The 22,970-nt window shown below is 63.0% G+C and carries 20 protein-coding genes and 2 pseudogenes; 18 read left to right on the top strand and 4 right to left on the bottom strand.

The window, feature by feature from the left end:
- The first annotated feature begins 5 nt into the window (after nucleotides 1-5).
- The 7 genes and pseudogenes from AC3WP7_RS15305 to AC3WP7_RS15275 all read left to right on the top strand — a co-directional run.
- Entirely contained in the window at nucleotides 6-341 is a 336-nt protein-coding gene (locus AC3WP7_RS15305) for an ArsR/SmtB family transcription factor (protein WP_005789341.1), read from the top strand.
- Nucleotides 342-391: 50 nt separating this feature from the next.
- Nucleotides 392-1,636, top strand: a complete 1,245-nt coding sequence (locus AC3WP7_RS15300; RefSeq protein ID WP_102591726.1) for an NAD(P)/FAD-dependent oxidoreductase — start codon at nucleotides 392-394, stop codon at nucleotides 1,634-1,636.
- The gene (locus AC3WP7_RS15295) at nucleotides 1,637-2,449 is read left to right on the top strand and encodes a sulfite exporter TauE/SafE family protein (protein ID WP_102591727.1); all 813 of its coding nucleotides are present in this window, start codon (nucleotides 1,637-1,639) and stop codon (nucleotides 2,447-2,449) included.
- 145 nt (nucleotides 2,450-2,594) lie between these two features.
- Nucleotides 2,595-2,924 (top strand): annotated as a pseudogene (locus tag AC3WP7_RS15290) (porin); the annotation flags it as partial.
- 299 nt (nucleotides 2,925-3,223) lie between these two features.
- Nucleotides 3,224-4,369 (top strand): nitric oxide-sensing protein NosP, encoded by a 1,146-nt coding sequence (nosP, locus tag AC3WP7_RS15285; RefSeq protein ID WP_092244679.1) that lies wholly within the window; start codon nucleotides 3,224-3,226, stop codon nucleotides 4,367-4,369.
- The gene (locus tag AC3WP7_RS15280; RefSeq protein ID WP_102630131.1) at nucleotides 4,311-6,254 is read left to right on the top strand and encodes a PAS domain-containing hybrid sensor histidine kinase/response regulator; all 1,944 of its coding nucleotides are present in this window, start codon (nucleotides 4,311-4,313) and stop codon (nucleotides 6,252-6,254) included. Before nosP ends, AC3WP7_RS15280 begins: the two co-directional genes overlap by 59 nt.
- Nucleotides 6,255-6,392: 138 nt before the next feature.
- Nucleotides 6,393-6,512 (top strand): annotated as a pseudogene (locus AC3WP7_RS15275) (hypothetical protein); the annotation flags it as partial.
- 326 nt (nucleotides 6,513-6,838) lie between these two features.
- On the opposite strand, the gene AC3WP7_RS15270 reads toward AC3WP7_RS15275, so the two are convergent.
- Both AC3WP7_RS15270 and AC3WP7_RS15265 read right to left on the bottom strand, forming a co-directional pair.
- Nucleotides 6,839-7,504, bottom strand: a complete 666-nt coding sequence (locus tag AC3WP7_RS15270; RefSeq protein ID WP_058427587.1) for a response regulator transcription factor — start codon at nucleotides 7,502-7,504, stop codon at nucleotides 6,839-6,841.
- A 27-nt stretch (nucleotides 7,505-7,531) separates the two neighbouring features.
- Nucleotides 7,532-8,071, bottom strand: a complete 540-nt coding sequence (locus AC3WP7_RS15265) for a PQQ-dependent catabolism-associated CXXCW motif protein (protein ID WP_093528036.1) — start codon at nucleotides 8,069-8,071, stop codon at nucleotides 7,532-7,534.
- A 152-nt stretch (nucleotides 8,072-8,223) separates the two neighbouring features.
- Between AC3WP7_RS15265 and AC3WP7_RS15260 the strand changes: the two genes are divergently transcribed.
- Complete coding sequence (locus AC3WP7_RS15260; RefSeq protein WP_071492078.1) at nucleotides 8,224-8,850, top strand: response regulator; 627 nt, start codon at nucleotides 8,224-8,226, stop codon at nucleotides 8,848-8,850.
- On the opposite strand, the gene AC3WP7_RS15255 is transcribed toward AC3WP7_RS15260, so the two are convergent.
- Nucleotides 8,847-9,494 (bottom strand): pentapeptide repeat-containing protein, encoded by a 648-nt coding sequence (locus AC3WP7_RS15255; RefSeq protein ID WP_102591728.1) that lies wholly within the window; start codon nucleotides 9,492-9,494, stop codon nucleotides 8,847-8,849. The two genes, AC3WP7_RS15260 and AC3WP7_RS15255, sit on opposite strands and share 4 nt — an antisense overlap.
- A 189-nt stretch (nucleotides 9,495-9,683) precedes the next feature.
- The gene (gene exaA / locus AC3WP7_RS15250) at nucleotides 9,684-11,576 is read right to left on the bottom strand and encodes a quinoprotein ethanol dehydrogenase (protein WP_102591729.1); all 1,893 of its coding nucleotides are present in this window, start codon (nucleotides 11,574-11,576) and stop codon (nucleotides 9,684-9,686) included.
- Nucleotides 11,577-11,830: 254 nt separating this feature from the next.
- Between exaA and pedF the strand changes: the two genes are divergently transcribed.
- The 10 genes from pedF (at nucleotide 11,831) to AC3WP7_RS15200 (ending at nucleotide 22,916) form a co-directional block, all read left to right on the top strand.
- Nucleotides 11,831-12,292 (top strand): cytochrome c-550 PedF, encoded by a 462-nt coding sequence (gene pedF / locus AC3WP7_RS15245; RefSeq protein ID WP_071492075.1) that lies wholly within the window; start codon nucleotides 11,831-11,833, stop codon nucleotides 12,290-12,292.
- 3 nt (nucleotides 12,293-12,295) lie between these two features.
- Nucleotides 12,296-13,039, top strand: coding sequence for a quinoprotein dehydrogenase-associated SoxYZ-like carrier (locus tag AC3WP7_RS15240; protein WP_071492074.1), 744 nt, complete (start codon nucleotides 12,296-12,298; stop codon nucleotides 13,037-13,039).
- Nucleotides 13,036-13,974, top strand: coding sequence for a quinoprotein relay system zinc metallohydrolase 1 (locus AC3WP7_RS15235; RefSeq protein WP_371914784.1), 939 nt, complete (start codon nucleotides 13,036-13,038; stop codon nucleotides 13,972-13,974). The genes AC3WP7_RS15240 and AC3WP7_RS15235 overlap by 4 nt, the downstream gene beginning before the upstream one ends.
- A gap of 14 nt (nucleotides 13,975-13,988) precedes the next feature.
- The gene (gene exaC / locus AC3WP7_RS15230) at nucleotides 13,989-15,509 is read left to right on the top strand and encodes an acetaldehyde dehydrogenase ExaC (RefSeq protein ID WP_102591730.1); all 1,521 of its coding nucleotides are present in this window, start codon (nucleotides 13,989-13,991) and stop codon (nucleotides 15,507-15,509) included.
- A gap of 242 nt (nucleotides 15,510-15,751) precedes the next feature.
- Nucleotides 15,752-15,823, top strand: a complete 72-nt coding sequence (pqqA, locus tag AC3WP7_RS15225) for a pyrroloquinoline quinone precursor peptide PqqA (protein WP_010209364.1) — start codon at nucleotides 15,752-15,754, stop codon at nucleotides 15,821-15,823.
- Between the two features lie 104 nt (nucleotides 15,824-15,927).
- On the top strand, nucleotides 15,928-17,091 hold the full coding sequence (ercA, locus tag AC3WP7_RS15220; RefSeq protein WP_102591731.1) for an alcohol dehydrogenase-like regulatory protein ErcA: 1,164 nt from the start codon (nucleotides 15,928-15,930) through the stop codon (nucleotides 17,089-17,091).
- Nucleotides 17,075-18,445 (top strand): ATP-binding response regulator, encoded by a 1,371-nt coding sequence (locus AC3WP7_RS15215; protein WP_102591732.1) that lies wholly within the window; start codon nucleotides 17,075-17,077, stop codon nucleotides 18,443-18,445. The genes ercA and AC3WP7_RS15215 overlap by 17 nt, the downstream gene beginning before the upstream one ends.
- Before the next feature lie 64 nt (nucleotides 18,446-18,509).
- The gene (locus AC3WP7_RS15210; protein WP_102591733.1) at nucleotides 18,510-19,973 is read left to right on the top strand and encodes a DASS family sodium-coupled anion symporter; all 1,464 of its coding nucleotides are present in this window, start codon (nucleotides 18,510-18,512) and stop codon (nucleotides 19,971-19,973) included.
- Nucleotides 19,974-20,121: 148 nt separating this feature from the next.
- On the top strand, nucleotides 20,122-21,768 hold the full coding sequence (locus AC3WP7_RS15205; protein ID WP_102591734.1) for an MFS transporter: 1,647 nt from the start codon (nucleotides 20,122-20,124) through the stop codon (nucleotides 21,766-21,768).
- Nucleotides 21,765-22,916: an HlyD family secretion protein gene (locus tag AC3WP7_RS15200; RefSeq protein WP_093528026.1), complete on the top strand. Its 1,152-nt coding sequence runs from the start codon at nucleotides 21,765-21,767 to the stop codon at nucleotides 22,914-22,916. The genes AC3WP7_RS15205 and AC3WP7_RS15200 overlap by 4 nt, the downstream gene beginning before the upstream one ends.
- Nucleotides 22,917-22,970 lie beyond the last annotated feature (54 nt).

The following is a 22,970-nucleotide window of genomic DNA, read 5'->3' as shown; positions in this document are numbered from 1 at the left end:
GGCAAATGGAATCTACTCTGAGTGAAGGCGAAGTTGCCCAGTTGCGCGCATCGGCGTCCAAGGCCTGCTCCTTGCTCAAGGCCCTGGCCAATGAGGATCGCTTGCTCATCCTGTGCCAGCTGACCCAGGGCGAGCGCAATGTCGGCGAGCTGGAAGCCCTGACCGGCGTGCGCCAGCCCACGCTGTCACAACAGTTGGGCATCCTGCGTGACGAAGGGTTGGTGGCCACCCGTCGGGAAGGCAAATACATTTTCTACGGGCTGGCCAGCCATGAAGTGATTCAAGTGATGAAGACCCTGTCCGGGCTGTACTGCGGCGCGGTCATAAAAAGCTGGGCGTGACGCCATCCGGCAGCGACCCTTGTGTGCATGTATTACAAAGGCGATAGACCATGACCGACCAACACTGGGGCCCTACCATCAGTGGCGATATCGTAGTCATCGGCGGCGGCTCGGCGGGCATCGGCCTGCTGGCCAGCCTGCTCAAGCGCGATCCCCACCTGCATATCACCCTGATCGAACCGAGCGACCACCACTGCTACCAGCCCGCCTGGACCCTGGTCGGCGGCGGTGCCTACGACGTGAAGAAAACCCGCCGCCCACTGGCCGATGTCCTGCCCAATGGCGTCACCTGGGTACAGGCCGCCGTCACCGAACTGCTGCCCGATGCGCAGACCCTGGTGCTCGACAGCGGTCAGCGCGTCACCTGGAACAACCTGATCGTCTGCCCCGGCCTGCGCCTGGCCTGGGAAAAGGTCGAGGGGCTGCAAGACACCCTGGGCAAACATGGCGTCACATCCAACTACAGTTACCAGCACGCTGCTTACACCTGGCAGTTGGTGCAGCAACTCAAGGGCGGCAAGGCGATCTTCACCCAGCCGGCCATGCCGATCAAATGCGCGGGTGCGCCGCAGAAAGCCATGTACCTGTCCTGCGATCACTGGCTCAAACAGGGCACGCTGAACAATATCGACGTCGAATTCAACCTGGCCGGCGCCGCACTGTTCGGGGTGGCAACCTTTGTGCCGCCGCTGATGAAGTACGTGGAAAAATACAACGCCCGCCTGGCGTTCAATGCCAACCTGGTGAAAGTCGATGGCCCTGCGCGCAAGGCCTGGTTCGAGGTGAAGGACCCCGAGGGTAACGTCCGCGTCGAGGAGAAAACCTTCGACCTGCTGCACGTGGTGCCACCGCAAGTGTCCCCGGATTTTATCCGCCAAAGCCCACTCGCCGACGCCGCCGGTTGGTGTGAGGTGAATCCCCATAGCCTGCAGCACCTGCGGTATCCGCATATCTTCGGCCTGGGCGACGTGTGCGGCACCACCAACGCCAAGACCGCCGCAGCGGTGCGCAAGCAAATCGTGGTGGTTGCCGAAAACCTGCTGGCCCTGCGCAAACAGGCGCCGTTGCCGCTCAAATATGACGGCTACGGTTCCTGCCCCTTGACGGTGGAGAAGGGCAAGGTGGTGCTGGCCGAGTTTGGCTATGGCGGCAAGCTGCTGCCGACCTTTCCCCTGGACCCGACCCGGGCGCGTCGTTCGATGTGGTTCCTCAAGGCGACCTTGCTGCCGTGGTTCTACTGGAACGGCATGCTCAAGGGCCGCGAATGGCTGACCCGCCTGAGCAAGGTGGACTGAATGCTGCTCGCCAGTGTGTTGGGATTGTTGATGGGCCTGGTCATGGGCCTGACCGGCGCCGGTGGCGGCATCCTCGGGGTGCCTGCGCTGGTGCTGGGCCTGGGTTTGAGCATGACCCAGGCGGCGCCGGTGTCACTGCTCGCCGTGGGCGCGGCGGCTGCGGTGGGGGCGGTCGATGGTTTGCGCCATGGCCTGGTGCGCTACCGCGCGGCGTTGCTGATCGCCTTGCTTGGCGCGCTGTTTTCGCCGGTGGGGGTGTATCTCGCCCACCAATTGCCGGAAGCCCTGTTGATGGGGCTGTTCAGCGCATTGATGGTGCTGGTGGCCTGGCGCATGTTGCAGCGGGAAAAACGCGAGGCAGGGCCGAGTGACCACGGCACCGCCTCCTGGGGCCAGAAGAACTGCATGCTCGACCAGCACACCGGGCGCCTGGCCTGGACTGCCAAATGCAGCGCGACCCTGGCCGCTCTCGGCGCAGTGACCGGTGCGGTGTCCGGCTTGCTCGGTGTCGGCGGTGGCTTCCTGATCGTGCCGGCATTCAAGCAACTCACCGACGTGCAGATGCGCGGCATCGTCGCCACCTCCCTGATGGTGATCAGCCTGCTGTCGTTGATCGGCGTGGCCGGCGCGTTGCATGCCGGTGTGCGCATCGAGCCGGTGGGTTGGGTGTTTATCGCCGCGAGTATCGTCGGCATGCTGGCCGGTCGGCGTCTGTGTTCGGTGATTCCTGCGCGTACCTTGCAAGTGGGGTTTGCCAGCCTGTGTGTCGTGGTGGCCGTGGGCATGTTGGGCAAGGCCGGTCTTACATCCTAAGTGCCGGGCCTGGACTAAACCGAACTTGCCGGGCACCCGCTGCCCCTCCAAAGCGTCCGCAAATCAGGGCCAAGGCAGCGTATGCCATGGCCCACCGCCTTTTGATAATCGCCTCCGACATCAAGTCCCCGTTGCGGAGCGCACCATGCATAATAATAAGAACGTCCCCCTGCGTCTGTTACCTGTCTTTATCCTCGGCCTGGGCCTCAGCCCATTCGCCGACGCCGAAATCATGCTGTACGACAAGGACGAAACCACCTTCTCCACCGATGGCTACATCAACGCCTTCTACGTCAATAGTGACGTCGGCCGTGCCGGTGACCAATACGACCGCCGCCAGTCGCGTGTGAAGATGGGCTTCTTGCCCAACTACCTGGGCTTCAACATGACCAAGCAGGTGGACGACCTCAAGCTCGGCGACAACCTGAAGCTGGTGGCGGAGTACAACCAGTTCCAGATCGAGGCGCATGACACCCATGCCCAAAATGAAGACACCGATACCTTTGCCGTAGGTGCTGTCCTCACGTGGTAGTCATCTGAAATGCAATCAAAATGTGGGAGGGGGCTTGCCCCCGATAGCGGTGGATCAATCACTCATGCATCGACTGACACCCTGCAATCGGGGGCAAGCCCCCTCCCACATTGGATCTCCATTGGCTTTTGAGAGAGTGGTCTTGAAAGCCTCATCCCATCGCATCCCCCACCCAGTACCCAAGTAGCATAGGCCCATGCCCAGGCCCTTCGTACACTGATGCTTCAGAGGGGGAGGCAACGATGCACAACAGTGAAGGCGTAGTCAGCGCCATGTCCCAGGCCACCGATGCCGGGCAGGCCGCCGAGGAATTGGCCCAGCAACTGCTGCACCCGTACCTGGGTTTTGTGCTGTTTTTCTGTTCCGCGTCCTACGACCTCCAGGCCCTTGGCCAGGCCCTGCAACAGTGCTTCGGCAAGGTGCGTGTGGTCGGCTGCACCAGCGCCGGCGAAATCACGCCCCAAGGCTACGGCCGTAATTGCATCACCGCGATGGGCTTTAACCACGCGCACTTTTCCATCGCCACCGAGCTGATCGATCAGGTCGAGCACTTCAGCCTGATCGGTGCCCAGGACATGGTCGAACGTCTGGTCGGCGGCTGTCGCAGCAATACCCTGGCGCCGATCAAGGGCAACACGTTTGCGCTGACCCTGCTTGACGGCCTGTCCAGCCGCGAAGAAATGGTCCTCGCCGCCCTTAGCGCGGCCCTTGGGGATATCCCGCATTTCGGCGGCTCGGCCGGTGACGACAACTTCCTCACCCACACCCACGTGTACTTCAACGGCGTGTTCCACAGCGGCGCGGCGGTGGTGATGCTGGTCAACACCTGGCTGGATTTCGAGGTGTTCACCACCCACCATATCCTGCCGTGCACGGAAAAACTGGTGGTGACCGGCGCCGACAGCGCGTCACGCCGTGTGTTCGAACTCAACGCCGAGCCCGCCGCCGAAGAGTACGCGCGGCATATCGGTGTGGCGGTGGCCGACCTCGACCACCGCACGTTCGCCGCCCACCCGTTGGCGGTGCGTATCCACGACCAATACTACGTGCGCGCTATCCAGCAGGTGCATGAAGACCTCAGCCTGAGTTTCTACTGCGCGGTGGAAAACGGCATCGTGCTGACGGTGATGACGCCCGGCCCGCTGCTGCCGAACCTGCAGGCTCTGTTCGACGGCCTGCAAGCGCGCCTCGGCGACCTGTTGCTGACCATCGGCTGCGATTGCTTTTTGCGCCGCCTGGAGCTGGAGGACAACGGCACCCTCGAACAGCTCGGCGGTTACTTGCGGGACCAGCGGGTGATGGGTTTCAACACCTACGGAGAACAGTTCAATGGCATGCACATCAACCAGACCTTCACCGGGGTCGCCATTGCCCGAGGCCGGCGCTGACCTGCCCGCTCAGCTGGCCCGGCTGCAACAGGACAACCTCAAGCTGGCGCGGATCAATGTGGCGCTGATCGAGCGCATCGAGTCCGGCATGCCCCAGGGCAACAACCCCTACACCACCTTCCAGCATTCGGTGGTGCTGGCCGAGCAAGTGCGCGAGCGCACCGACGCGCTGAACCAGGCGATGGCCGAACTCAAGGCCAGCAACCACCTGCTGATCAACGCCCGCCTGCGTGCCGAAACGCTGCGTGGCGAACAGGCGGCGGCGCAGAAAGCCCAGGAGAGCGAGCGCTGGATCCGCCTGATCACCGACAACGTGCCGGCGCTGATTGGCTACCTGAATGCCGACCTGGTCTATGAGTTCACCAACAAGGTTTATGAAGAATGGTACTGCTGGCCGCGCGGCATGATGCTCGGCCAGAGCCTGCGCGAAGTGCACAGCGAGCAGCATTGCCAGCGCCTGGATGCCTACGTCGCCCGTGCCTTGGCGGGGGAGAGCGTGACCTTCGAGTTCGCCGAAACCAACATCAACCACCAGGAACGCTACATGCTGCGTTCCTATGTACCGAACATGCTCGCCAGTGGCGAGGTGGTGGGGATCTTCGTGTTGATCCGCGATATCACCGAACGCCGCCGCACGGCCGAAGCCTTGCACCAGGCCTACCAGCATCTGGAACAGCGCGTGGCCCAGCGCACCTCGGAGCTTACGTCGCTCAATGACCAACTGCTCAAGGAAATCGACGAGCGCCGTCGCATGGAAACCCGTCTGCGCGAAGCCAAGCTCGAGGCCGAGCAGGCCAACCTGTCGAAAACCAAGTTTCTCGCCGCCGTCAGCCATGACCTGTTGCAACCGTTGAATGCGGCGCGGCTGTTCACCAGTGCCTTGCTGGAGCGTCCCAGCGAAGCCCTGGTGCGCAATGTGAGCAACTCCCTGGAAGACGTGGAAAACCTGCTGGGGACCCTGGTGGATATTTCCAAGCTGGATGCTGGCGTGATCAAGGCCGATATCGCGCCGTTCGCCTTGAGTGAGTTGCTCGACAACCTCGCCGCCGAGTACACCCAGCTGGCCCGCGCCGAAGGCCTGGCGCTGCACTTTGTCGGCTGCTCTGCGTTGGTGCGCAGCGACATCCAGTTGCTGGCGCGGATCCTGCGCAACCTGCTCAGCAATGCCATTCGCTACACCTACCAGGGGCGGGTGGTGCTGGGTTGCCGGCGTCAGCAGCAGCGCCTGTTGATCCAGGTGTGGGACAGCGGCATGGGGATTGCCCAAGAGCGCTTGGAGGAGATTTTCCAGGAGTTCAAACGCGGCGACGTGCAGCGACCGGACCAGGACCGCGGCCTGGGCCTGGGCCTGGCCATCGTGGAAAAGATCGCCGGGATACTCGGCCATCGCATCAGCGTCAGGTCCTGGCCGGGCAAAGGCTCGATGTTCTCGGTGGAGGTACCGTTGAGCGCCACGGCCCCCAAGTCGCTGCCTGCGCCTTCCATGAGCGAGCCGTTGCTCGAGCGCCTGCAAGGTGCCCGGGTGTGGGTGCTGGATAACGACGCGGCGATCTGCGCGGGTATGCGTACCTTGCTCGAAGGCTGGGGCTGCCGGGTGATCACGGCGCTGTCGGAACAGGACCTGGCGCGGCAGGTGGACAACTACCATGCCGAGGCGGACCTGTTGATTGCCGATTACCATCTGGACGACGACCAGAACGGCGTGGACGCCGTGGCCCGCATCAACGCCCGGCGCGGGAGCGCGGTGCCGGCGTTGATGATCACCGCCAACTACAGCAATGAATTGAAGCTGCAGATACGTGAGCTAGGGCATACGTTAATGCACAAACCCGTCAGGCCCATGAAGCTGAAAACCGCCATGAGCCACCTGCTCAGCCGGCCCTGACGAAATGCAGATCAAATGTGGGAGGGGGCTTGCCCCCGATAGCGGTGCATCAATCAATGGATGTGCTGACTGACACTCTGCCATCGGGGGCAAGCCCCCTCCCACAGTTGATTTGTGGTGTGTCAAAGGGTCAGCGACGCAGGTACGAGCCGAGAATTGAAGCAGCAGATACGGGAGTTGGGGCATACCTTGATGCACAAGCCCGTCAGGCCCATGAAGCTGAAAATCGCCATGAGTCACCTGCTCAGCCGACCCTGACAAAATGCAGATCAAATGTGGGAGGGGACTTGCCCCCTCCCACAGTTGATTTGTGATGTGTCAAAGGGTCAGCGACGCAGGTACGAGCCGAGAATTGAAGCTGCAGATACGTGAGCTAGGGCATACGTTGATGCACAAACCCGTCAGGCCCATGAAGCTGAAAACCGCCATGAGCCACCTGCTCAGCCGGCCCTGACGAAATGCAGATCAAATGTGGGAGGGGGCTTGCCCCCGATAGCGGTGCATCAATCAATGGATGTGCTGACTGACACTCTGCCATCGGGGGCAAGCCCCCTCCCACAGTTGATTTGTGGAGTGTCAGACCGTCAGCGGCGCAGGTACGAGCCGAAATCGATATCCCCGGCACTGAGTATCGCCTGCACCCGGTTATGCACATTCAACTTGCGCAAAATCGCCGACACATGGGCCTTCACCGTGGTCTCGGCAATCTCCAGCGTATAGGCAATCTGCTTGTTCGATTCGCCCTTGGTCATCCGCTCCAGCACCAGCAATTGTTTACGGGTCAGTGCCTGCAAGAGCTCCGGGGCAAACCCCGGGCTGTCATTCATCCGCCGCTGCCCGGTGTTTTTCTGGGTGCGGATGATGTCCGGCGGCAGGTACACATTGCCGTTGAGAATCTGCTGGATCGCCTCGGTCATTTGCAGGCGCGGTGATGACTTGGTGATAAAACCCACGGCGCCGTAGGTGATGGCCTGCAGCACGATCTGTTTGTCCTGCTCGGCCGAGACAATCACCACCGGGATGGTCGGCGATTCGTTGCGCAGGTTGATCAGGCCGTTGAGGCCGTGCATGCCGGGCATGTTCAGGTCCAGCAGGATCAGGTCGAGGTCGTCATGTTCCTGGGTCAGGGCGAGGGCGCTGTCCAGGTCGGCGGTTTCCATCACATCGCTGCCGGGGAAACCGTCGCTGATGACGTTGTGGATCGCCTCGCGAAACAGCGGGTGATCATCGGCGATCAGGATTTTGTACATGGCCGTTCACCTTCTTGTTGTGGTTTTTTATTCAAAGGGTTCGGGTGTCGCAGCCATTACTGGCAGGTTTGCCGCTTCCCATGCATCCAAACCATCGCGGTACCAATACACAGTGGTATAGCCCAGGTTGGCGGCCCGTTTTACCGCGTTCCAACTCAGCCAGCAATCGGCGCGGCAGTAGAACACCAGCGGGCGCGCCAGGTTGCCGCCCGTGTACTTGTAAAGGTGACGCACAAAGTAACCTTGCCACTCGGGCGTGAGGTCGCCGTCGCCGGTATTGGCCAGCCAGTGACTGCCGGGCAGGTTGGCGTGGGGCTGGTCTTCGATGAAACGACCCTGTAGCCACGGGCGGCGGTACACGTCGATCAATACCGGTGCGGGCATCTGGGCCAACAGCGTCTGCAGGGCCGGGGTGTCGACAATGACGGCCCCGGGCAGGTGTTCGGGCGTGGGGCTGCGGTACAGGCTGATGCGGTAGCCATCGGCGGAAAACAGTGGCGTGTCGGCCTGTACGTGCGTGATGAACAGGCACAACAGTGCCGCAAGTGGCAGTCTAGCGGGCAGCATGGCGGGTCCGGTCCTTATCGTTATGCCCCATTACACGCCAGTCCCGCTGCCTTGGGAATGCGACGATAGACAGCAAAACCAGTACCAAAGTAGTAGGTCCCATTGGTCCCCGGGGTTCTAGCATGGCCAGAGGTACTGCCATGGGAGGCACTATGAACATCCTGCTGGTCGATGATCACGCCGTGGTCCGCCTGGGTTACGCCAGCCTGTTGCGCAGCGGGCTGCCGGGTGTGGTGGTGCGCGAAGCCGCGAGTGGCGAGGACGCCTTGACGCGGGTGCACGAAGCGGTACCCAACCTGGTGATCATCGGCTTTGGCCTGCCGGGTATCAGCGGCCTGGAAACCACCCGCCGCCTGCGCCAGCGCCTGCCGCAATTGCGCGTGCTGTTTTTCAGCCAGCATGCCGAGTTGCCCCTGGTGCGCCAGGCGCTGGAGGCCGGTGCGTCCGGCTACCTGACCAAAAGCGCGTTGCCGGCGGTGATGCTGGATGCGGTCGAGCGCATTCTTGACGGCCACACCTATATTGAACAGGACCTGGCCACCCAGCTGGCTTACCACCCCACCGACCGGCGCCTGCAAAGCATGACCCAGCGTGAGCTGGAGATTTTCCTGATGCTCGCCAAGGGCACCCCGGCGCGCGCGATTGCCGCTCAGTTGAGTATCAGCAGCAAGACCGTGTCCAATCACCTGACTTTGCTCAAGAGTAAGTTGCAGGTGAGTTCCCATGCCGAGTTGGTGCATTTGGGTATCGACATGGGGGTGGTGCGGGTGGCGGGTTAACGATCCCAGGTGGTCGGGCAATCCTTGCAACCGTCCATATTCGCGTCCTGGAAATTCGCATAGTGCTGGCGGCTCCCGGTGAGCGTGGCTTTTTCCAGGTTGCTTTCGCCGAACTTGGCTTCTTGCAGGTTGGCGTCGCTGAGGTCGGCGCCTTGCAGGTCGGCCTTGCTCAGCCAGGTCATCTCCAGGTCGGCCGCACGCAGGTTGGCGTGGTGCAGCTTGGCCCCCGACAGCCGGGCAAATTGCAGGTAGGCGGCGCTGAGGTTGGCGTTTTCAAACTGCGCACCCTGGGCGAACAGCCCCCAGCCTTGCACGGCCATCAGCGTGGCGCCGGTGAAGTCGGCCATGCGCAGGTTGGCTTGTTGCAGGCTGGCGCGGGTCAGGTTGGCGCCTTGCAGCTTGGCTTTTTCCAGGTTGGCCAGGTCGAGGTTGGCGTGGCGCAGATCGGCATCGCGCAGGTCGGCACCGGCCAGGTTCATTTTGCTCAAGTCCTGGTTGCTCAGGTCGGCGCCCTTGAGGTTGGCACCGGGGCATTGGCTGTGTGCGGCCAGGGTGCAGCCGTTGATGACCAGCGGCGCGTCGTCGCCCTCGTCGGCGTGAGCCAAGGGCAGGGATAGCAGGATTAAAAATGGCAGATATTTCATCGCGAGACCTCTGGGGATCCTGGGGTGAGCGGGCTTGCTGTGGCGAGCGGGCTTGCCCCGCGTTGGGCTGCGCAGCAGCCCAAAACCTGACGACTCGGTGAGGCTGGAGAAAAGCCGGGGGCCGCTTCGCTGCCCAACGCGGGACAAGCCCGCTCGCCACAAAGGATGACCCCGGCATATAGGGTGAGGTTACTTCTGCGCGGTTTTCAGGTCCCAGCTCGGGATCTTGAACACCCAGAACGACCCACCCTGTGCCACCGGCTTGGTCAGCTCCGCCATGTCGCCGCCCCACAACGGCACCGCGCCGCCGTAGCCGACTGTCACGCCGATGTACTGCTCGCCATCCTGTTCCCAGGTGATCGGCGGCGAGACGATGCCGCTGCCGGTCTGGAATTTCCACAGCTCTTTGCCGGTCTTCGCGTCGAAGGCCTTGAAGAAGCCGTCGCCGGTGCCGGTGAACACCAGGTTGCCCTTGGTCGCCAGTACGCCGGCCCACAATGGCAGGTGTTCCTTGTGCTCCCACACCACCTTGCCGGTGGTCGGGTTCATCGCCCGCAGGGTACCGACGTGGTCGTCATACATGCGCTTGATGCGAAAGCCCATGCCCAGGTACGCCGAGCCCTTCTTGTAGTTGACCTCTTCGGTCCAGTATTCCTCTTTCCACTGGTTGCCCGGGATGTAGAACAGCCCGGTGTCCTGGCTGTAGGCCATGGGGTTCCAGTTCTTGCCACCCAGGAACGGCGGCGAGACTTCCACCGGCTTGCCCTTGGTTTCACCCGGCAAAGGCTTGGCCGGACGCTGGCCTTCGTTTTCCACGGGGCGGCCGGTCTTCAGGTCGATGTGGCTGGCCCAGGTGATGTTGTCGACGAACGGGAAGGCGTTCTGCAGCTTGCCGTTGTTGCGGTCGACCACGTAGAAAAAGCCGTTGCGGTCGGCGTGGCCGGTGGCCTTGATGACTTTGCCGGCCTTGTCCTTGTAGTCGAACAGCACCAGCTCGTTGTTGCCGGAGAAGTCCCAGGCATCGTTCGGCGTGTGCTGGTAGAACCACTTCACTTCGCCGGTGCTCGGGTCGACGCCGACCTGGCCGGAGGTGTAGAGGCTGTCGAAGTCGTGGGGGTTGCCGTCCTTGGAGGTGCGCGCCCAGGTGTTCCACGGGCCAGGGTTGCCGGCGCCGACGATGATGGTATTGGTCTCGGCATCGAAGCTCGCACTCTGCCAGGGCGCGCCGCCGCCGTGGCTCCAGGCCTCGACCTTGCCGGTTTCGGTGGTCGGGTCATCCGGCCAGGACGGAGCCTTGACGTCGCCGGTCGGGGTGCTGTCCTTGCCGTTCAGGCGGCCCATGTGGCCTTCCACGAACGGGCGCATCCACACCTCTTCGCCGGTGTCCGGGTCGCGCGCATACAGCTGGCCGACCACGCCGAATTCATCGCCGGAGCTGCCCTGGATCAGCAGCACCTTGCCGCTGACCTTGTCTTTGATCAGCACCGGGGCGCCGGTCATGGTGTAGCCAGCGGCGTGGTCGCCGAACTTCTTGTTCCACACCACTTTGCCGGTGTTCTTGTCGAGGGCGATCAGGCGTGCATCGAGGGTGCCGAAGTAGATCTTGTCGCCGAAGATCGCCGCGCCCCGGTTGACCACGTCGCAGCACGGGCGAATGTTGTCGGGCAGGCGGTGGTTGTAGGTCCACAGGCGTTTGCCGGTCTTCGCATCGAGGGCGAACACCCGGGAATAGGAGCCGGTGACGTAGACCACGCCGTCGCTGACGATGGCCTGGGATTCCTGGCCACGCTGCTTCTCGTCGCCGAACGAATAAGACCAGGCCGGTGTGAGCTTGAACACGTTCTTGTCGTTGACCTGGGCCAGCGGGCTCCAGCGCTGGGCGTTGGTGCCCATGCCGTATTGCAGCACGTCCTTGGTGGTCAGGTGGTCGTTGGCGATGTCTTCCCAGGTGACGTTGCGGGTCTGTTTGGCAGGCTCGGCGGCGGCGAAGCTGGCCGCACTCAAGGACAGGCTGCCGACCAGCAGGAAGGCCTGCACGGCAAGGCTCAGCGGCGAGAGGGCGGGTAGCGATCTTATTGTCATGGTTGCAGTTCCCAGTGGAGGTTATGGCCTGCACAGGGTGCGATGTGAACGCCGTGGCGAATACGGAAAAAGTCCCGGTGTTGCCGGGACAATTTCCCGAACCGCCTCTGATTTAGCAGTGCCCCACAAGGCCTGCTACCAACGGATGAGAACCCGCCCACCAAAGCAGCATACGGGTCCTGCCGGGTGCTTCCTAAGATGGTTGCCATAGCCTCTGCCAAGAGGTTTTGCGTGCACTCCCGAGGGAAAAAATAATGACAACAAAACGCAACGCCTTGATTACCGCCTGCCTGCTCGCCAGTGCAATCAGCAGTGGATCCGCCTGGGCTCACGGCAACGTGACGCCCACCGCCGTGGAAACCAAAGGCCTCACCCCGATCAAGGACGCCGGCGTGCCGCTGGACGCCGATGGCTGGGCCGCCACCAACCCCTATCGCACCACGCCCGAACATGACAAAGCGGTGGAGGTCGGTGCGTCGGCCTATAACCAGAACTGCGCGGCGTGCCATGGCCTGGAAGCCAAGTCCGGTGGCATCGCCCCCGACCTGCGCATGCTCGATGCCGGCGACGCCGGCGATGAATGGTTCGTGGAACGTGTGCGCCACGGCGCCGTGCGCGATGGCCGGGTGTACATGCCGAAAATGGCCGACTACCTCAGCCAGGAAGCCCTGTGGGCGGTGCGCACCTACCTCGACAGCGTGCACGTCGAGGAGTAAGCCATGGGCCTGCGCGGGTGGTGGCTGTGCTGTGTGCCGATGCTGGCCTGGGGCGCGCCCGTGGACCCGGTGCCCTCGGTGATGTGGGCCTACTATCACCAGCGCTTGCTCGACAATGCAGCGTTTGTGTTCGACGAGCGGGTGAAGCTCCTGGCGCCGCCGTTCGCCGAGGATGCGCGCCAGGTGCCGCTGGAGATCGACGCCCGCGCCTTCAAGGGGGACGTGGTGAAGATCCTTGCCTGGGCCGAGCTGAACCCTCTGCCGCAGATCGTCGATTTCCAGCCGTTGGGGCCAGTACTGCCGTGGCTGTCGCTGCGGATTCGTATCGAACAGGCCACGCCGTTGCGTGCAGCGGTGCTCACCCGGGATGGCATGTGGCATGTCGGCTCGGCCCTGATCGATGCCGCCGGTGGCGGCTGCACCGCGCCCAGCGTGGTGCGCACCCAACCCGGCTGGGAAGAGCACCTGGGCGAAGTGCTCGGCGGCCGTTACCCGCGTGCCGAGTTCAGCCGCGTGAAACTGCAAGTTGCCCATCCGATGGATAACGGCATGATCAGCGGTATTCCCGAATTCTTTATCCACCAGGCCGAGCTGCGCGGCGCAGATAACCAACTGCTGGCACGCCTGGAACTGTTCCCCGCCGTCAGCGAAAACCCCAGCCTGGCCTTCGACATCGAAGGCCGCGAGCCCACGCGCCTGACCCTGCGCGACACCAGCGGCAACCAGTTCGAGGCGGCCATCCCATGAGCCTGCGCTGGATTGTGCTGTGGCTGCTGCTGTTCAGCCTGCCGGTGCTGGCGGACCTGGATTACGTCCTCAAACCTCGGTTGATCGCCGATAACACCTGGCTGCTGGAAGGCAGCACCGACAACTTCACCAGGGACAATGGCGGCAATATCGTCAATGTCGGGTTCATCGTCACCGAGCCCGGCGTGGTGGTGATCGACACCGGGCCGTCCAGGCGCTACGGCGAAGCCCTGCGCCAGGCCATCGCCCGTGTCACCGACAAACCGGTGATCCAGGTGCTGCTGACGCACCACCATCCCGACCACGCCCTGGGCAACCAAGCCTTCAGGGATGTACCGATTGGCGCCGTGGCCGGCACCAAGGATTTGCTGCATGAGCAGGGCGACAGCATGGCCGAGAACCTGTACCGCATGGTGGGTGACTGGATGCGCGGCACCGAAGTGGTGTTGCCCACCGAAGCCCTGCAAGCGGGGGTGAAAACCTTCGGCAGCCACGACCTGCAACTGCTGCACCTGCGCGGCCATACCGGCGCCGACCTGGCGATCCTCGACCGCAGGACCGGCGTGCTGTTTGCCGGCGACCTGGTGTTCTACCAGCGCGCACTCACCACGCCCCACTCACCGGGGCTGGCGATCTGGCTGGCGGATATCGCCACCCTGCAAGGCTTGCCCTGGACCCTGATCGTGCCCGGCCACGGCCCCATTGCGACCGACGCCAAACCCTTCGAACAGATGCGTGACTACCTCACCTGGCTCGATCAATTGCTACGCGACGGGGCAGCCCATGGCAGCGACATGCCCGAGCTGATCCGCAGCCCGATCCCCGAGCGATTCGCGGGCATCAACCTGAGTCGCTATGAACTGACCCGCAGCGTGACCCACCTGTACCCCCACTACGAACGCACCCAGATGCAGCCCATCAACACCCAACAATAAGCAGAGGCCTCACCATGATCTACGCCCAACCTGGCACCCCCGGCGCCATCGTCAGCTTCAAGCCGCGCTACGGCAACTACATCGGCGGTGAGTTCGTCGCGCCGATCAAGGGTGAGTACTTCACCAATACCTCGCCGGTCACCGGTGAAGTCATCGCCGAGTTCCCGCGTTCCAGCGCCGCCGATGTCGATAAGGCCCTTGACGCCGCCCACGCCGCCGCCGATGCCTGGGGCAAGACCTCGGCCCAGGACCGCGCCCTGGTGCTGCTGAAAATCGCCGACCGTATCGAGCAGAACCTGGAAGTGCTGGCTGTGGCCGAGACCTGGGACAACGGCAAGGCTGTGCGCGAAACCCTCAATGCCGACATGCCCCTGGCCGCTGACCATTTTCGCTACTTCGCCGGGTGTATCCGTGCCCAGGAAGGCGGGGCCGCCGAGATCAACGAGCACACAGCGGCTTATCATTTTCACGAACCATTGGGCGTGGTCGGGCAGATCATCCCGTGGAACTTCCCATTGCTGATGGCGGCGTGGAAACTCGCGCCGGCACTCGCCGCCGGTAACTGCATCGTGCTCAAGCCGGCCGAGCAGACGCCGTTGTCGATCATGGTGTTTGCCGAGCTGATCGGCGACCTGCTGCCGCCCGGCGTGCTGAACATCGTGCAAGGTTTTGGCCGCGAAGCCGGGGAGGCCCTGGCTACCAGCAAGCGCATCGCCAAGATCGCCTTTACCGGCTCCACCCCGGTGGGCGCGCACATCATGCACGCGGCGGCCGAGAACATCATCCCGTCCACCGTGGAGCTGGGCGGCAAGTCGCCGAACATCTTCTTCGAAGACATCATGAGCGCCGAGCCTGCGTTTATCGAAAAGGCGGCCGAAGGTCTGGTGCTGGCGTTCTTCAACCAGGGCGAAGTGTGCACCTGCCCCTCGCGGGCGCTGGTGCAGGAGTCGATCTACGAGCCGTTCATGGCCGAGGTGATGAAGAAGATCGTCAAGATCAAGCGCGGCAACCCGCTGGACACCGAGACTATGGTCGGCGCCCAGGCCTCGGAGCAGCAATACGACAAGATCCTGTCCTACCTCAAGATCGCCCAGGAAGAGGGCGCGGTGCTGCTCACCGGCGGCGCGGCCGAGCGCCTGGAAGGCGACCTGTCCAGCGGCTATTACATCCAACCGACCCTGCTCAAGGGCCACAACAAGATGCGTGTGTTCCAGGAGGAAATCTTCGGCCCGGTGGTGGGCGTGACCACCTTCAAGGACGAGGCCGAAGCCCTGGCGATTGCCAATGACAGCGAGTTCGGCCTGGGCGCCGGCCTGTGGACCCGCGACATCAACCGCGCCTACCGCATGGGCCGGGCGATCAAGGCGGGTCGGGTGTGGACCAACTGTTATCACCTGTACCCGGCGCATGCGGCGTTTGGCGGGTACAAAAAATCGGGCGTCGGGCGTGAAAACCACAAGATGATGTTGGATCACTACCAGCAGACCAAGAACCTGCTGGTGAGCTACGACATCAACCCGCTGGGCTTCTTCTGACCCTCTGATTGCAACGCGGTCCCCTGTGGGAGGGGGCTTGCCCCCGATAGCGGTGTGTCATTGACATAAATGTTGACTGACCCGCTGCCATCGGGGGCAAGCCCCCTCCCACATTTTGGCCTCTGTACATTCGCGACTAATGCAGTGCGCTTGATACTTCGAAAGTAGCATTCGCTGCCCCATCTCCCCCATGCATTAATGACCCCACCGGAATTTTCCGGAACAACAAGAGGACTGCCCCCATGTGGACCAAACCTGCGTTTACCGACCTGCGTATCGGCTTCGAAGTGACCATGTACTTCGCCAGCCGTTGATCGCGGGAGCTGTCGGAAGGATGCCTCTTTGGTCTGATTGCATTCGCAGCCGGATCGGTTAGTGTGGAGCGCATTCTTCCAAAATAATAAAAACAGGCTTTCCAATGAGCCCAAATCTGAGCCTCCTGCGTAAATTCGTCTCGCCTGAAATCATCTTTGGAGCCGGTTGCCGGCACAACGTCGGTAACTACGCCAAGACCTTCGGCGCGCGCAAGGTGCTGGTGGTCAGCGACCCTGGCGTGATCACCGCCGGTTGGGTGGCCGATGTGGAAGCCAGCCTGCAAGCCCTCGGCATCGACTACTGCCTGTACAGCGCCGTCTCGCCCAATCCGCGTGTCGAAGAAGTGATGACCGGCGCCGAGGTGTACCGCGAACACCACTGCGACGTGATCGTAGCCATCGGCGGCGGCAGCCCGATGGACTGCGGCAAGGCCATCGGCATCGTGGTGGCCCACGGGCGCAGCATTCTTGAGTTCGAGGGCGTCGACACCCTTCGTGTGCCCAGCCCGCCGCTGATCCTGATCCCCACCACCGCCGGCACCTCGGCGGATGTCTCGCAGTTCGTGATCATTTCCAACCAGCAGGAACGCATGAAGTTCTCTATCGTCAGCAAGGCGGTAGTGCCGGATGTGTCGCTGATCGACCCGGAAACCACGGCCAGCATGGACCCGTTCCTGTCCGCCTGCACCGGCATCGACGCATTGGTGCATGCTATCGAGGCGTTCGTTTCCACCGGCCACGGCCCACTCACCGACCCCCATGCGCTGGAGGCAATGCGCCTGATCAACGGCAACCTGGTGCAGATGATCGCCAACCCCACGGATATCGCCCTGCGCGAGAAGATCATGCTCGGCAGCATGCAGGCCGGGTTGGCGTTTTCCAACGCGATCCTCGGCGCAGTGCACGCCATGTCCCACAGCCTCGGCGGCTTCCTCGACCTGCCCCATGGGCTGTGCAACGCGGTGCTGGTGGAGCATGTGGTGGCGTTCAACTACAGCTCGGCGCCGGAGCGTTTCAAGGTGATTGCCGAGACGTTTGGCATCGACTGTCGCGGCCTCAATCACCGGCAGATCTGCGGGCGGCTGGTGGAGCATTTGATAGCGCTCAAGCGGGCCATCGGCTTCCACGAAACCCTGGGCCTGCATGGTGTGCGCGTGGCGGATATTCCGTTCCTGTCCCAGCATGCGATGGGGGATCCGTGCATCCTCACCAACCCGAGAGAGTCGAGCCAGCGTGACGTCGAGGTCGTCTATGGCGAAGCTCTCTGACGACCAGCAACGCGCACTCGCCGGGTTGCTGGGGCTGGGCGACCAGTCGGCGCGCAAGAGCCATTACCCGGAACTCACGGCGCGGCTGGATGAGCTGGAGGCTGAGCGCAAGCGCTATATCCGTCTCAATGACGAGTTGGAGCAGCGGGTCGCTGCACGCACCGATGAACTGTTGGAGGCCAACCACAACCTGCAACAGCAGATCGCCCAGCGCGAGCAGATCGAACAGGACCTGCGCGACGCCCGCGACGCCGCCCAGGCCGCCAACCGCAGCAAGGACAAATACCTCGCCGCCGCCAGCCACGACCTGTTGCAACCGCTGAATGCGGCACGCTTGTTGATCGCCACCTTGCGCGAGCGTCAGTTGCCCAGCGTCGAGCAGGTGCTGGTGGAGCGCACGCACCAGGCGCTGGAGGGCGCCGAGGACTTGCTCACCGACTTGCTGGACATCTCGCGGCTCGACCAGGCGGCGGTGAAGCCAGATGTGGCGCTGTACCGCCTGGATGAATTGTTCGCGCCGCTGGTCTCGGAGTTCCAGTCGGTGGCCCAGGCGGCCGGGTTGAACCTGCGGGTGCACACCGGCTGCTATGCGATCAGCACCGACTTGCGATTGCTGACGCGGATCTTGCGTAACTTCCTCAGCAATGCCTGCCGCTATACCGACGAAGGTTGCATCCTGTTGGGCGCGCGCAAGCGGGGCGATTGCCTGCGCCTGGAGGTCTGGGACACCGGACGCGGGATTGCGGAGGACCGGCTGGAGGCGATCTTCCTCGAGTTCAACCAGCTCGACGTCGGCCGCGCTGCGGACCGTAAAGGCGTTGGGCTGGGGCTGGCGATTGTCGAGCGGATCGCCGAAATCCTGGGTTACCCGATTGCCGTACGCTCGTGGCCGGGACGGGGCTCGATGTTCAGTATCGAGGTGCCGTTGAGTAACGAGATCCCTCTGCCGATCAGCCAGTTGCCGGCCCAGCCGACCACCGGCAACCCGCTGCCGGGACGGCGTCTGCTGGTGATCGACAACGAGGTGAGCATCCTCGACAGCATGCGCGCGCTACTCGGACAATGGGGCTGTGATGTGGTCACCGCCACCGACCAGACCGGAGCGTTGCTGGCGTTGGAGGGCAGGGCGCCGGAACTGATCCTGGCCGATTATCACCTCGACCATGGGGTGGTGGGGTGTGCGGTGGTCAAGCACCTGCGTGAGCATTTCGAACTGAACATCCCGGCCGTGATCATTAGCGCCGACCGCACCGACCAGTGCCGTAGGGCGTTGCGCCGGCTGGAAGCGCCGTTGCTGAACAAACCGGTCAAGCCCGGCAAGTTGCGGGCCGTGTTGAGCCAGTTGTTGGCCTAGGTCAACACGTCGCAGGTGCTTTTAGCCCATGCTCAAGGCCTGATCTAGAGCCTTGGAGTGGCCCATGAGTGCGGCATCTTTCAAATTACCCCTGGGCCTGGTCATCGCCGTGTTGGTGATGGCCGGGGTGCTGCTGTTGCCGGTGCCCGCCGACTTGCCGGTCGCCGGACACCGCATGCTGGCTATCCTCGCGTTTGCCGTGGTGGTGTGGATCACCGAAGCGGTGTCCTATGAGGCCAGTGCGATCATGATCACGTCGCTGATGGCCTTTCTGCTGGGCACCGCGCCGTCGTTGCAGGACCCCGCGCATGTGATCGGCACCAGCCCGGCGATCAGCATGGCGCTCACCGGGTTTTCCAACCCGGCGCTGGCGCTGGTGGCCGGGGCGCTGTTTATCGCAGCAGCCATGACCCACACCGGCCTGGACCGGCGTATCGCCTTGGTGACCCTGAGCCGGGTCGGTACCAGCACCCGACGCATCCTGCTGGGGGCGATTGCGGTGACGGTGCTGCTCAGCCTCGTGGTGCCCAGCGCCACGGCGCGCAGTGCCTGCGTGGTGCCGATCATGATGGGCGTGATCGCCGCGTTCGGCGTGGACAAACGCTCGAATATCGCCGCCGGCATCATGATCGTGGTGGCCCAGGGCACCAGCATCTGGAACGTCGGCATCCAGACCGCCGCCGCGCAGAACCTGCTCACCGTCGGTTTCATGGACAAGATGCTTGGCCAGCGCGTGTCGTGGATCGACTGGCTGATTGCCGGCGCGCCGTGGGCGTTGATCATGTCGGCGGTGTTGCTGTTCCTCGTGCTCAAGTTGCTGCCGCCGGAGACCGACAGCATCCCCGGCGGTAAAGAGGCGGTGGCGCAGTCGCTGGTGGAGATAGGGCCGATGACCGGCGCGCAGAAGCGCCTGTTGAGCGTTTCGGTGTTGCTGCTACTGGCCTGGGCCACGGAAGGGCGACTGCACAGTTTCGACACCACCTCGACCACCTACGCCGGCCTGGTGTTCCTGTTATTGCCGGGTATCGGCGTGATGACCTGGAAGGATGTGCAGTCGCGCATTCCGTGGGGAACGGTGATCGTGTTCGGGGTAGGCATCAGCCTGGGAACGGCGCTGCTGACCACCCAGGCCGGGCAATGGCTGGGCGCGCAAGTGGTGGCGCATACCGGGCTTGACCAGGTGGGGCCGCTGGGTGTGTTTGCGATTCTTGGTGCGTTCCTGATCCTGATCCACCTGGGCTTCGCCAGCGCCACCGCGTTGACCTCGGCGCTGTTGCCGATCCTGATCGCGGTGTTGCAGACCTTGCCGGGGGATTTCAGCCGGTTGGGCATGACCATGCTCCTGGGGTTTGTGATGAGCTACGGGTTTATCCTGCCGATCAATGCACCGCAGAACATGGTGTGCCTGGGGACCGGGACGTTCACGGCGCGGCAGTTCGCCAAGGTGGGGGTTCTGGTGACGCTGGTTGGCTACCTGTTGATGCTGGTATTCGCTGCGACCTACTGGAGTTGGCTCGGCTGGATCTGAATACACAGGACATCCCAGCGGGGCAGGGCGACAAGTCGACTTGCCCTCGTACATTTCAGGTTCTTCGCATCAATTATGCCCTCGACATGGCAAGATGAACTCCGCTCAGGTTTACTGTCTCTGAGTATGGGTTTACCTGAGTCATCGAATGAACAAATACACCCCCCACACCTGGGAGCCCCACGAGCGCCCGAGCCTGCCCGGTTCGCCGTCTACGCCGCTGCACCCGACGCACAAGCGTTGGCTGTTCGCGATGGTGGGCGTGCTGGTGGCGATTACCGGTGGGTTGGGAAACGCACTGGTCATCGCCAACCTGCAATACCTGCAAGGCGCACTCGGCGCGACCACCGCTGAAATGGCCTGGCTGCCCGCCGCCTATGTGATGACCAACGTGTGCATGAACCTGCTGCTGGTGAAGTTCCGCCAGCAGTTCGGGCTGCGTGCGTTTACCGAGGTGTTCCTGGTGCTGTACGCCTTGGTGACTTTCGGCCACTTGTTCGTCAACGACCTCAGCTCGGCCATCGCGGTGCGCGCGGCCCATGGCATGGTGGGGGCGGCGCTGAGTTCGTTGGGTTTGTACTACATGATCCAGGCGTTCCCGGCCAAGTGGCGCTTGAAGTCCCTGGTGCTGGGGTTGGGTACGGCGCAGTTGGCGTTGCCACTGGCGCGCCTGTTCTCCGAAGACTTGCTGCAAATTGCTGAATGGCGCGGGTTGTATCTGTTTGAACTGGGCATGGCGCTGATCTGCCTGGGCTGCGTATTCCTGCTTAAACTCCCGCCCGGCGACCGCTTCAAGACCTTCGAGAAACTCGACTTCCTCACCTTCGCCATCCTTGCCACCGGTGTCGCCTTGCTCTGCGCCGTGCTGTCCCTGGGCCGCATCGACTGGTGGCTGGAAGCACCGTGGATCGGCATCGCCTCGGCCTGTTCCCTGGTGCTGATCATGGCCGGGCTGGCCATCGAGCATAACCGCGCCAACCCGATGCTGATGACCCGCTGGCTGGGCAGCGGCGTGATGATCCGCCTGGCGCTGGCAGTGATCCTGATCCGCATGGTGCTGTCCGAGCAGTCCACCGGCGCCGTAGGCTTCATGCAGATGTTGAACATGAGCTACCAGCAGATGCACACCCTGTACGTAGTGATGCTGGCCGGGGCGATTGCCGGGTTGGTGGTCAGTGCGTTGACCATCAACCCGGCCCATTTGCTGATGCCGCTGGTGATTTCCCTGGCACTGATGGCCACCGGGTCGGTGATGGACAGTTTTTCCAGCAACCTGACCCGGCCGCAGAACCTGTATATCAGCCAGTTCCTGCTAGGCTTCGGCGGTACGTTTTTCCTAGGACCGACCATGGTATTGGGCACGAAGAACGTGCTAACCAACCCGCGCAACCTGGTGAGTTTCTCGGTAATGTTCGGTATCTGCCAGAACCTCGGCGGCCTGATTGGCGCGGCGTTGCTGGGCACGTTCCAAATCGTGCGCGAGAAGTACCACTCCAGCATGATCGTCGAGCATCTGACCCTGCTCGATCCGCGTGTGGCCGCGCGGGTATCGAGCGGCGGTTCGGCCTATGGCGGCATTGTCGCCGACCCCGAGTTGCGCAACCTCATGGGCATTCGCAGCCTGGCCACGGCGGCGACCCGCGAGGCGAACGTGATGGCCTACAACGATGTCTTCATGCTGATCGCGATCATCGCGATACTGACCATGATCTGGATCTTTATCCGCAGCCTGTGGCTGATGAGCACGACCAAAACAGCAGCCCCTCCCGTTCAACCCAGCGGCGCTTCTTCATGACCGAACCGACTTCCACCACCACGACCACCAACGCCATCGCCGCCACCCCGGAAGGCACCACGCCGCCAGGCGCCTCGGTCACCGAGCCACGTTCCCTGCGGGTGCGCATCGTCTCATCGCTGGGGTTTGCCGCGATTGCCATTGTCGGGGTTCTGATCGTGTTGTATGCCTGGCAGTTGCCGCCGTTCAGCAGCGCCGTGGAAACCACCGAGAACGCCCTGGTGCGTGGGCAGGTGACGATCATCGGCCCGCAACTGAGCGGCTATGTGTTCGAAGTGCCGGTGCAGGACTTCCAATACGTCAAGGCCGGTGACCTGCTGGTGCGCCTCGACGATCGCATCTACAAACAGCGCCTGGACCAGGCGCTGGCGCAACTGGCGGTGCAGAAGGCCTCGCTGGCGAATGTGGTGCAGCAGCGCAACAGCGCCGAAGCCACCATCAAGCTGCGCCAGGCAGCCTTGGTGGACAGCCAGGCACAAGCCCGCAAAAGCACGGCCGATTTGCGCCGCAATGAAGAACTGATCAGCGACGGCTCAGTGTCCAGGCGCGAGCTGGACGTGACCCGCGCCGCCAATGCACAGACCATCGCCGCCGTGGCCCAGGCCCAGGCCAGCCTGGAAATCGCACGACAGGACCTGCAGACAGTGATCGTCAACCGTGGCTCCCTGGAAGCTGCCGTAGCGAGTGCCGAGGCCGCGGTGGAGCTGGCGCGTATCGACCTGTCCAACACCCGCATCACTGCGCCGCGTGACGGTCAGTTGGGGCAGATTGGCGTGCGCCTGGGGGCCTACGTCAACTCCGGCGCGCAACTGATGGCGCTGGTGCCGCCGCAGCTGTGGGTGATTGCCAACATGAAGGAAACCCAGATGGACAACGTGCAGGTCGGCCAGCCGGTGACCTTCACGGTGGATGCCTTGAACCACCGCAAATTCCACGGCACGGTGCAGCATATTTCCCCGGCCACCGGTTCGGAGTTCAGCTTGTTGCAGGCGGACAACGCCACCGGCAACTTCGTGAAGATCGCCCAGCGCGTGCCGGTGCGGATCACCGTAGATCCGAACCAGGCCGAGAGCGAGCGGTTGCGGCCTGGGTTGTCGGTGGTCGTCAGTATCGACACTGCCGGGCGCCTGAAAAACGCTCCACCCTGACACAACACACATCAAAACTGTGGGAGGGGGGCTTGCCCCCGATAGCGGTGTGTC

It is taken from the genome of Pseudomonas sp. FW305-3-2-15-C-LB1 (assembly GCF_058787615.1).
Note: the sequence above shows the minus strand (reverse complement) of the source record. Positions and strands in the feature narration are given on the sequence as shown.

Excerpts from the sequence above, each read along its gene's own strand:
- AC3WP7_RS15305 (WP_005789341.1), top strand. The coding sequence starts at position 6 with ATGGAATCTACTCTGAGTGAAGGCGAAGTTGCCCAGTTGCGCGCATCG.
- AC3WP7_RS15300 (WP_102591726.1), top strand. The coding sequence starts at position 392 with ATGACCGACCAACACTGGGGCCCTACCATCAGTGGCGATATCGTAGTC.
- AC3WP7_RS15295 (WP_102591727.1), top strand. The coding sequence starts at position 1,637 with ATGCTGCTCGCCAGTGTGTTGGGATTGTTGATGGGCCTGGTCATGGGC.
- nosP (WP_092244679.1), top strand. The coding sequence starts at position 3,224 with ATGCACAACAGTGAAGGCGTAGTCAGCGCCATGTCCCAGGCCACCGAT.
- AC3WP7_RS15280 (WP_102630131.1), top strand. The coding sequence starts at position 4,311 with ATGGCATGCACATCAACCAGACCTTCACCGGGGTCGCCATTGCCCGAG.
- AC3WP7_RS15270 (WP_058427587.1), bottom strand. The coding sequence starts at position 7,504 with ATGTACAAAATCCTGATCGCCGATGATCACCCGCTGTTTCGCGAGGCG.
- AC3WP7_RS15265 (WP_093528036.1), bottom strand. The coding sequence starts at position 8,071 with ATGCTGCCCGCTAGACTGCCACTTGCGGCACTGTTGTGCCTGTTCATC.
- AC3WP7_RS15260 (WP_071492078.1), top strand. The coding sequence starts at position 8,224 with ATGAACATCCTGCTGGTCGATGATCACGCCGTGGTCCGCCTGGGTTAC.
- AC3WP7_RS15255 (WP_102591728.1), bottom strand. The coding sequence starts at position 9,494 with ATGAAATATCTGCCATTTTTAATCCTGCTATCCCTGCCCTTGGCTCAC.
- exaA (WP_102591729.1), bottom strand. The coding sequence starts at position 11,576 with ATGACAATAAGATCGCTACCCGCCCTCTCGCCGCTGAGCCTTGCCGTG.
- pedF (WP_071492075.1), top strand. The coding sequence starts at position 11,831 with ATGACAACAAAACGCAACGCCTTGATTACCGCCTGCCTGCTCGCCAGT.
- AC3WP7_RS15240 (WP_071492074.1), top strand. The coding sequence starts at position 12,296 with ATGGGCCTGCGCGGGTGGTGGCTGTGCTGTGTGCCGATGCTGGCCTGG.
- AC3WP7_RS15235 (WP_371914784.1), top strand. The coding sequence starts at position 13,036 with ATGAGCCTGCGCTGGATTGTGCTGTGGCTGCTGCTGTTCAGCCTGCCG.
- exaC (WP_102591730.1), top strand. The coding sequence starts at position 13,989 with ATGATCTACGCCCAACCTGGCACCCCCGGCGCCATCGTCAGCTTCAAG.
- ercA (WP_102591731.1), top strand. The coding sequence starts at position 15,928 with ATGAGCCCAAATCTGAGCCTCCTGCGTAAATTCGTCTCGCCTGAAATC.
- AC3WP7_RS15215 (WP_102591732.1), top strand. The coding sequence starts at position 17,075 with ATGGCGAAGCTCTCTGACGACCAGCAACGCGCACTCGCCGGGTTGCTG.
- AC3WP7_RS15210 (WP_102591733.1), top strand. The coding sequence starts at position 18,510 with ATGAGTGCGGCATCTTTCAAATTACCCCTGGGCCTGGTCATCGCCGTG.
- AC3WP7_RS15205 (WP_102591734.1), top strand. The coding sequence starts at position 20,122 with ATGAACAAATACACCCCCCACACCTGGGAGCCCCACGAGCGCCCGAGC.
- AC3WP7_RS15200 (WP_093528026.1), top strand. The coding sequence starts at position 21,765 with ATGACCGAACCGACTTCCACCACCACGACCACCAACGCCATCGCCGCC.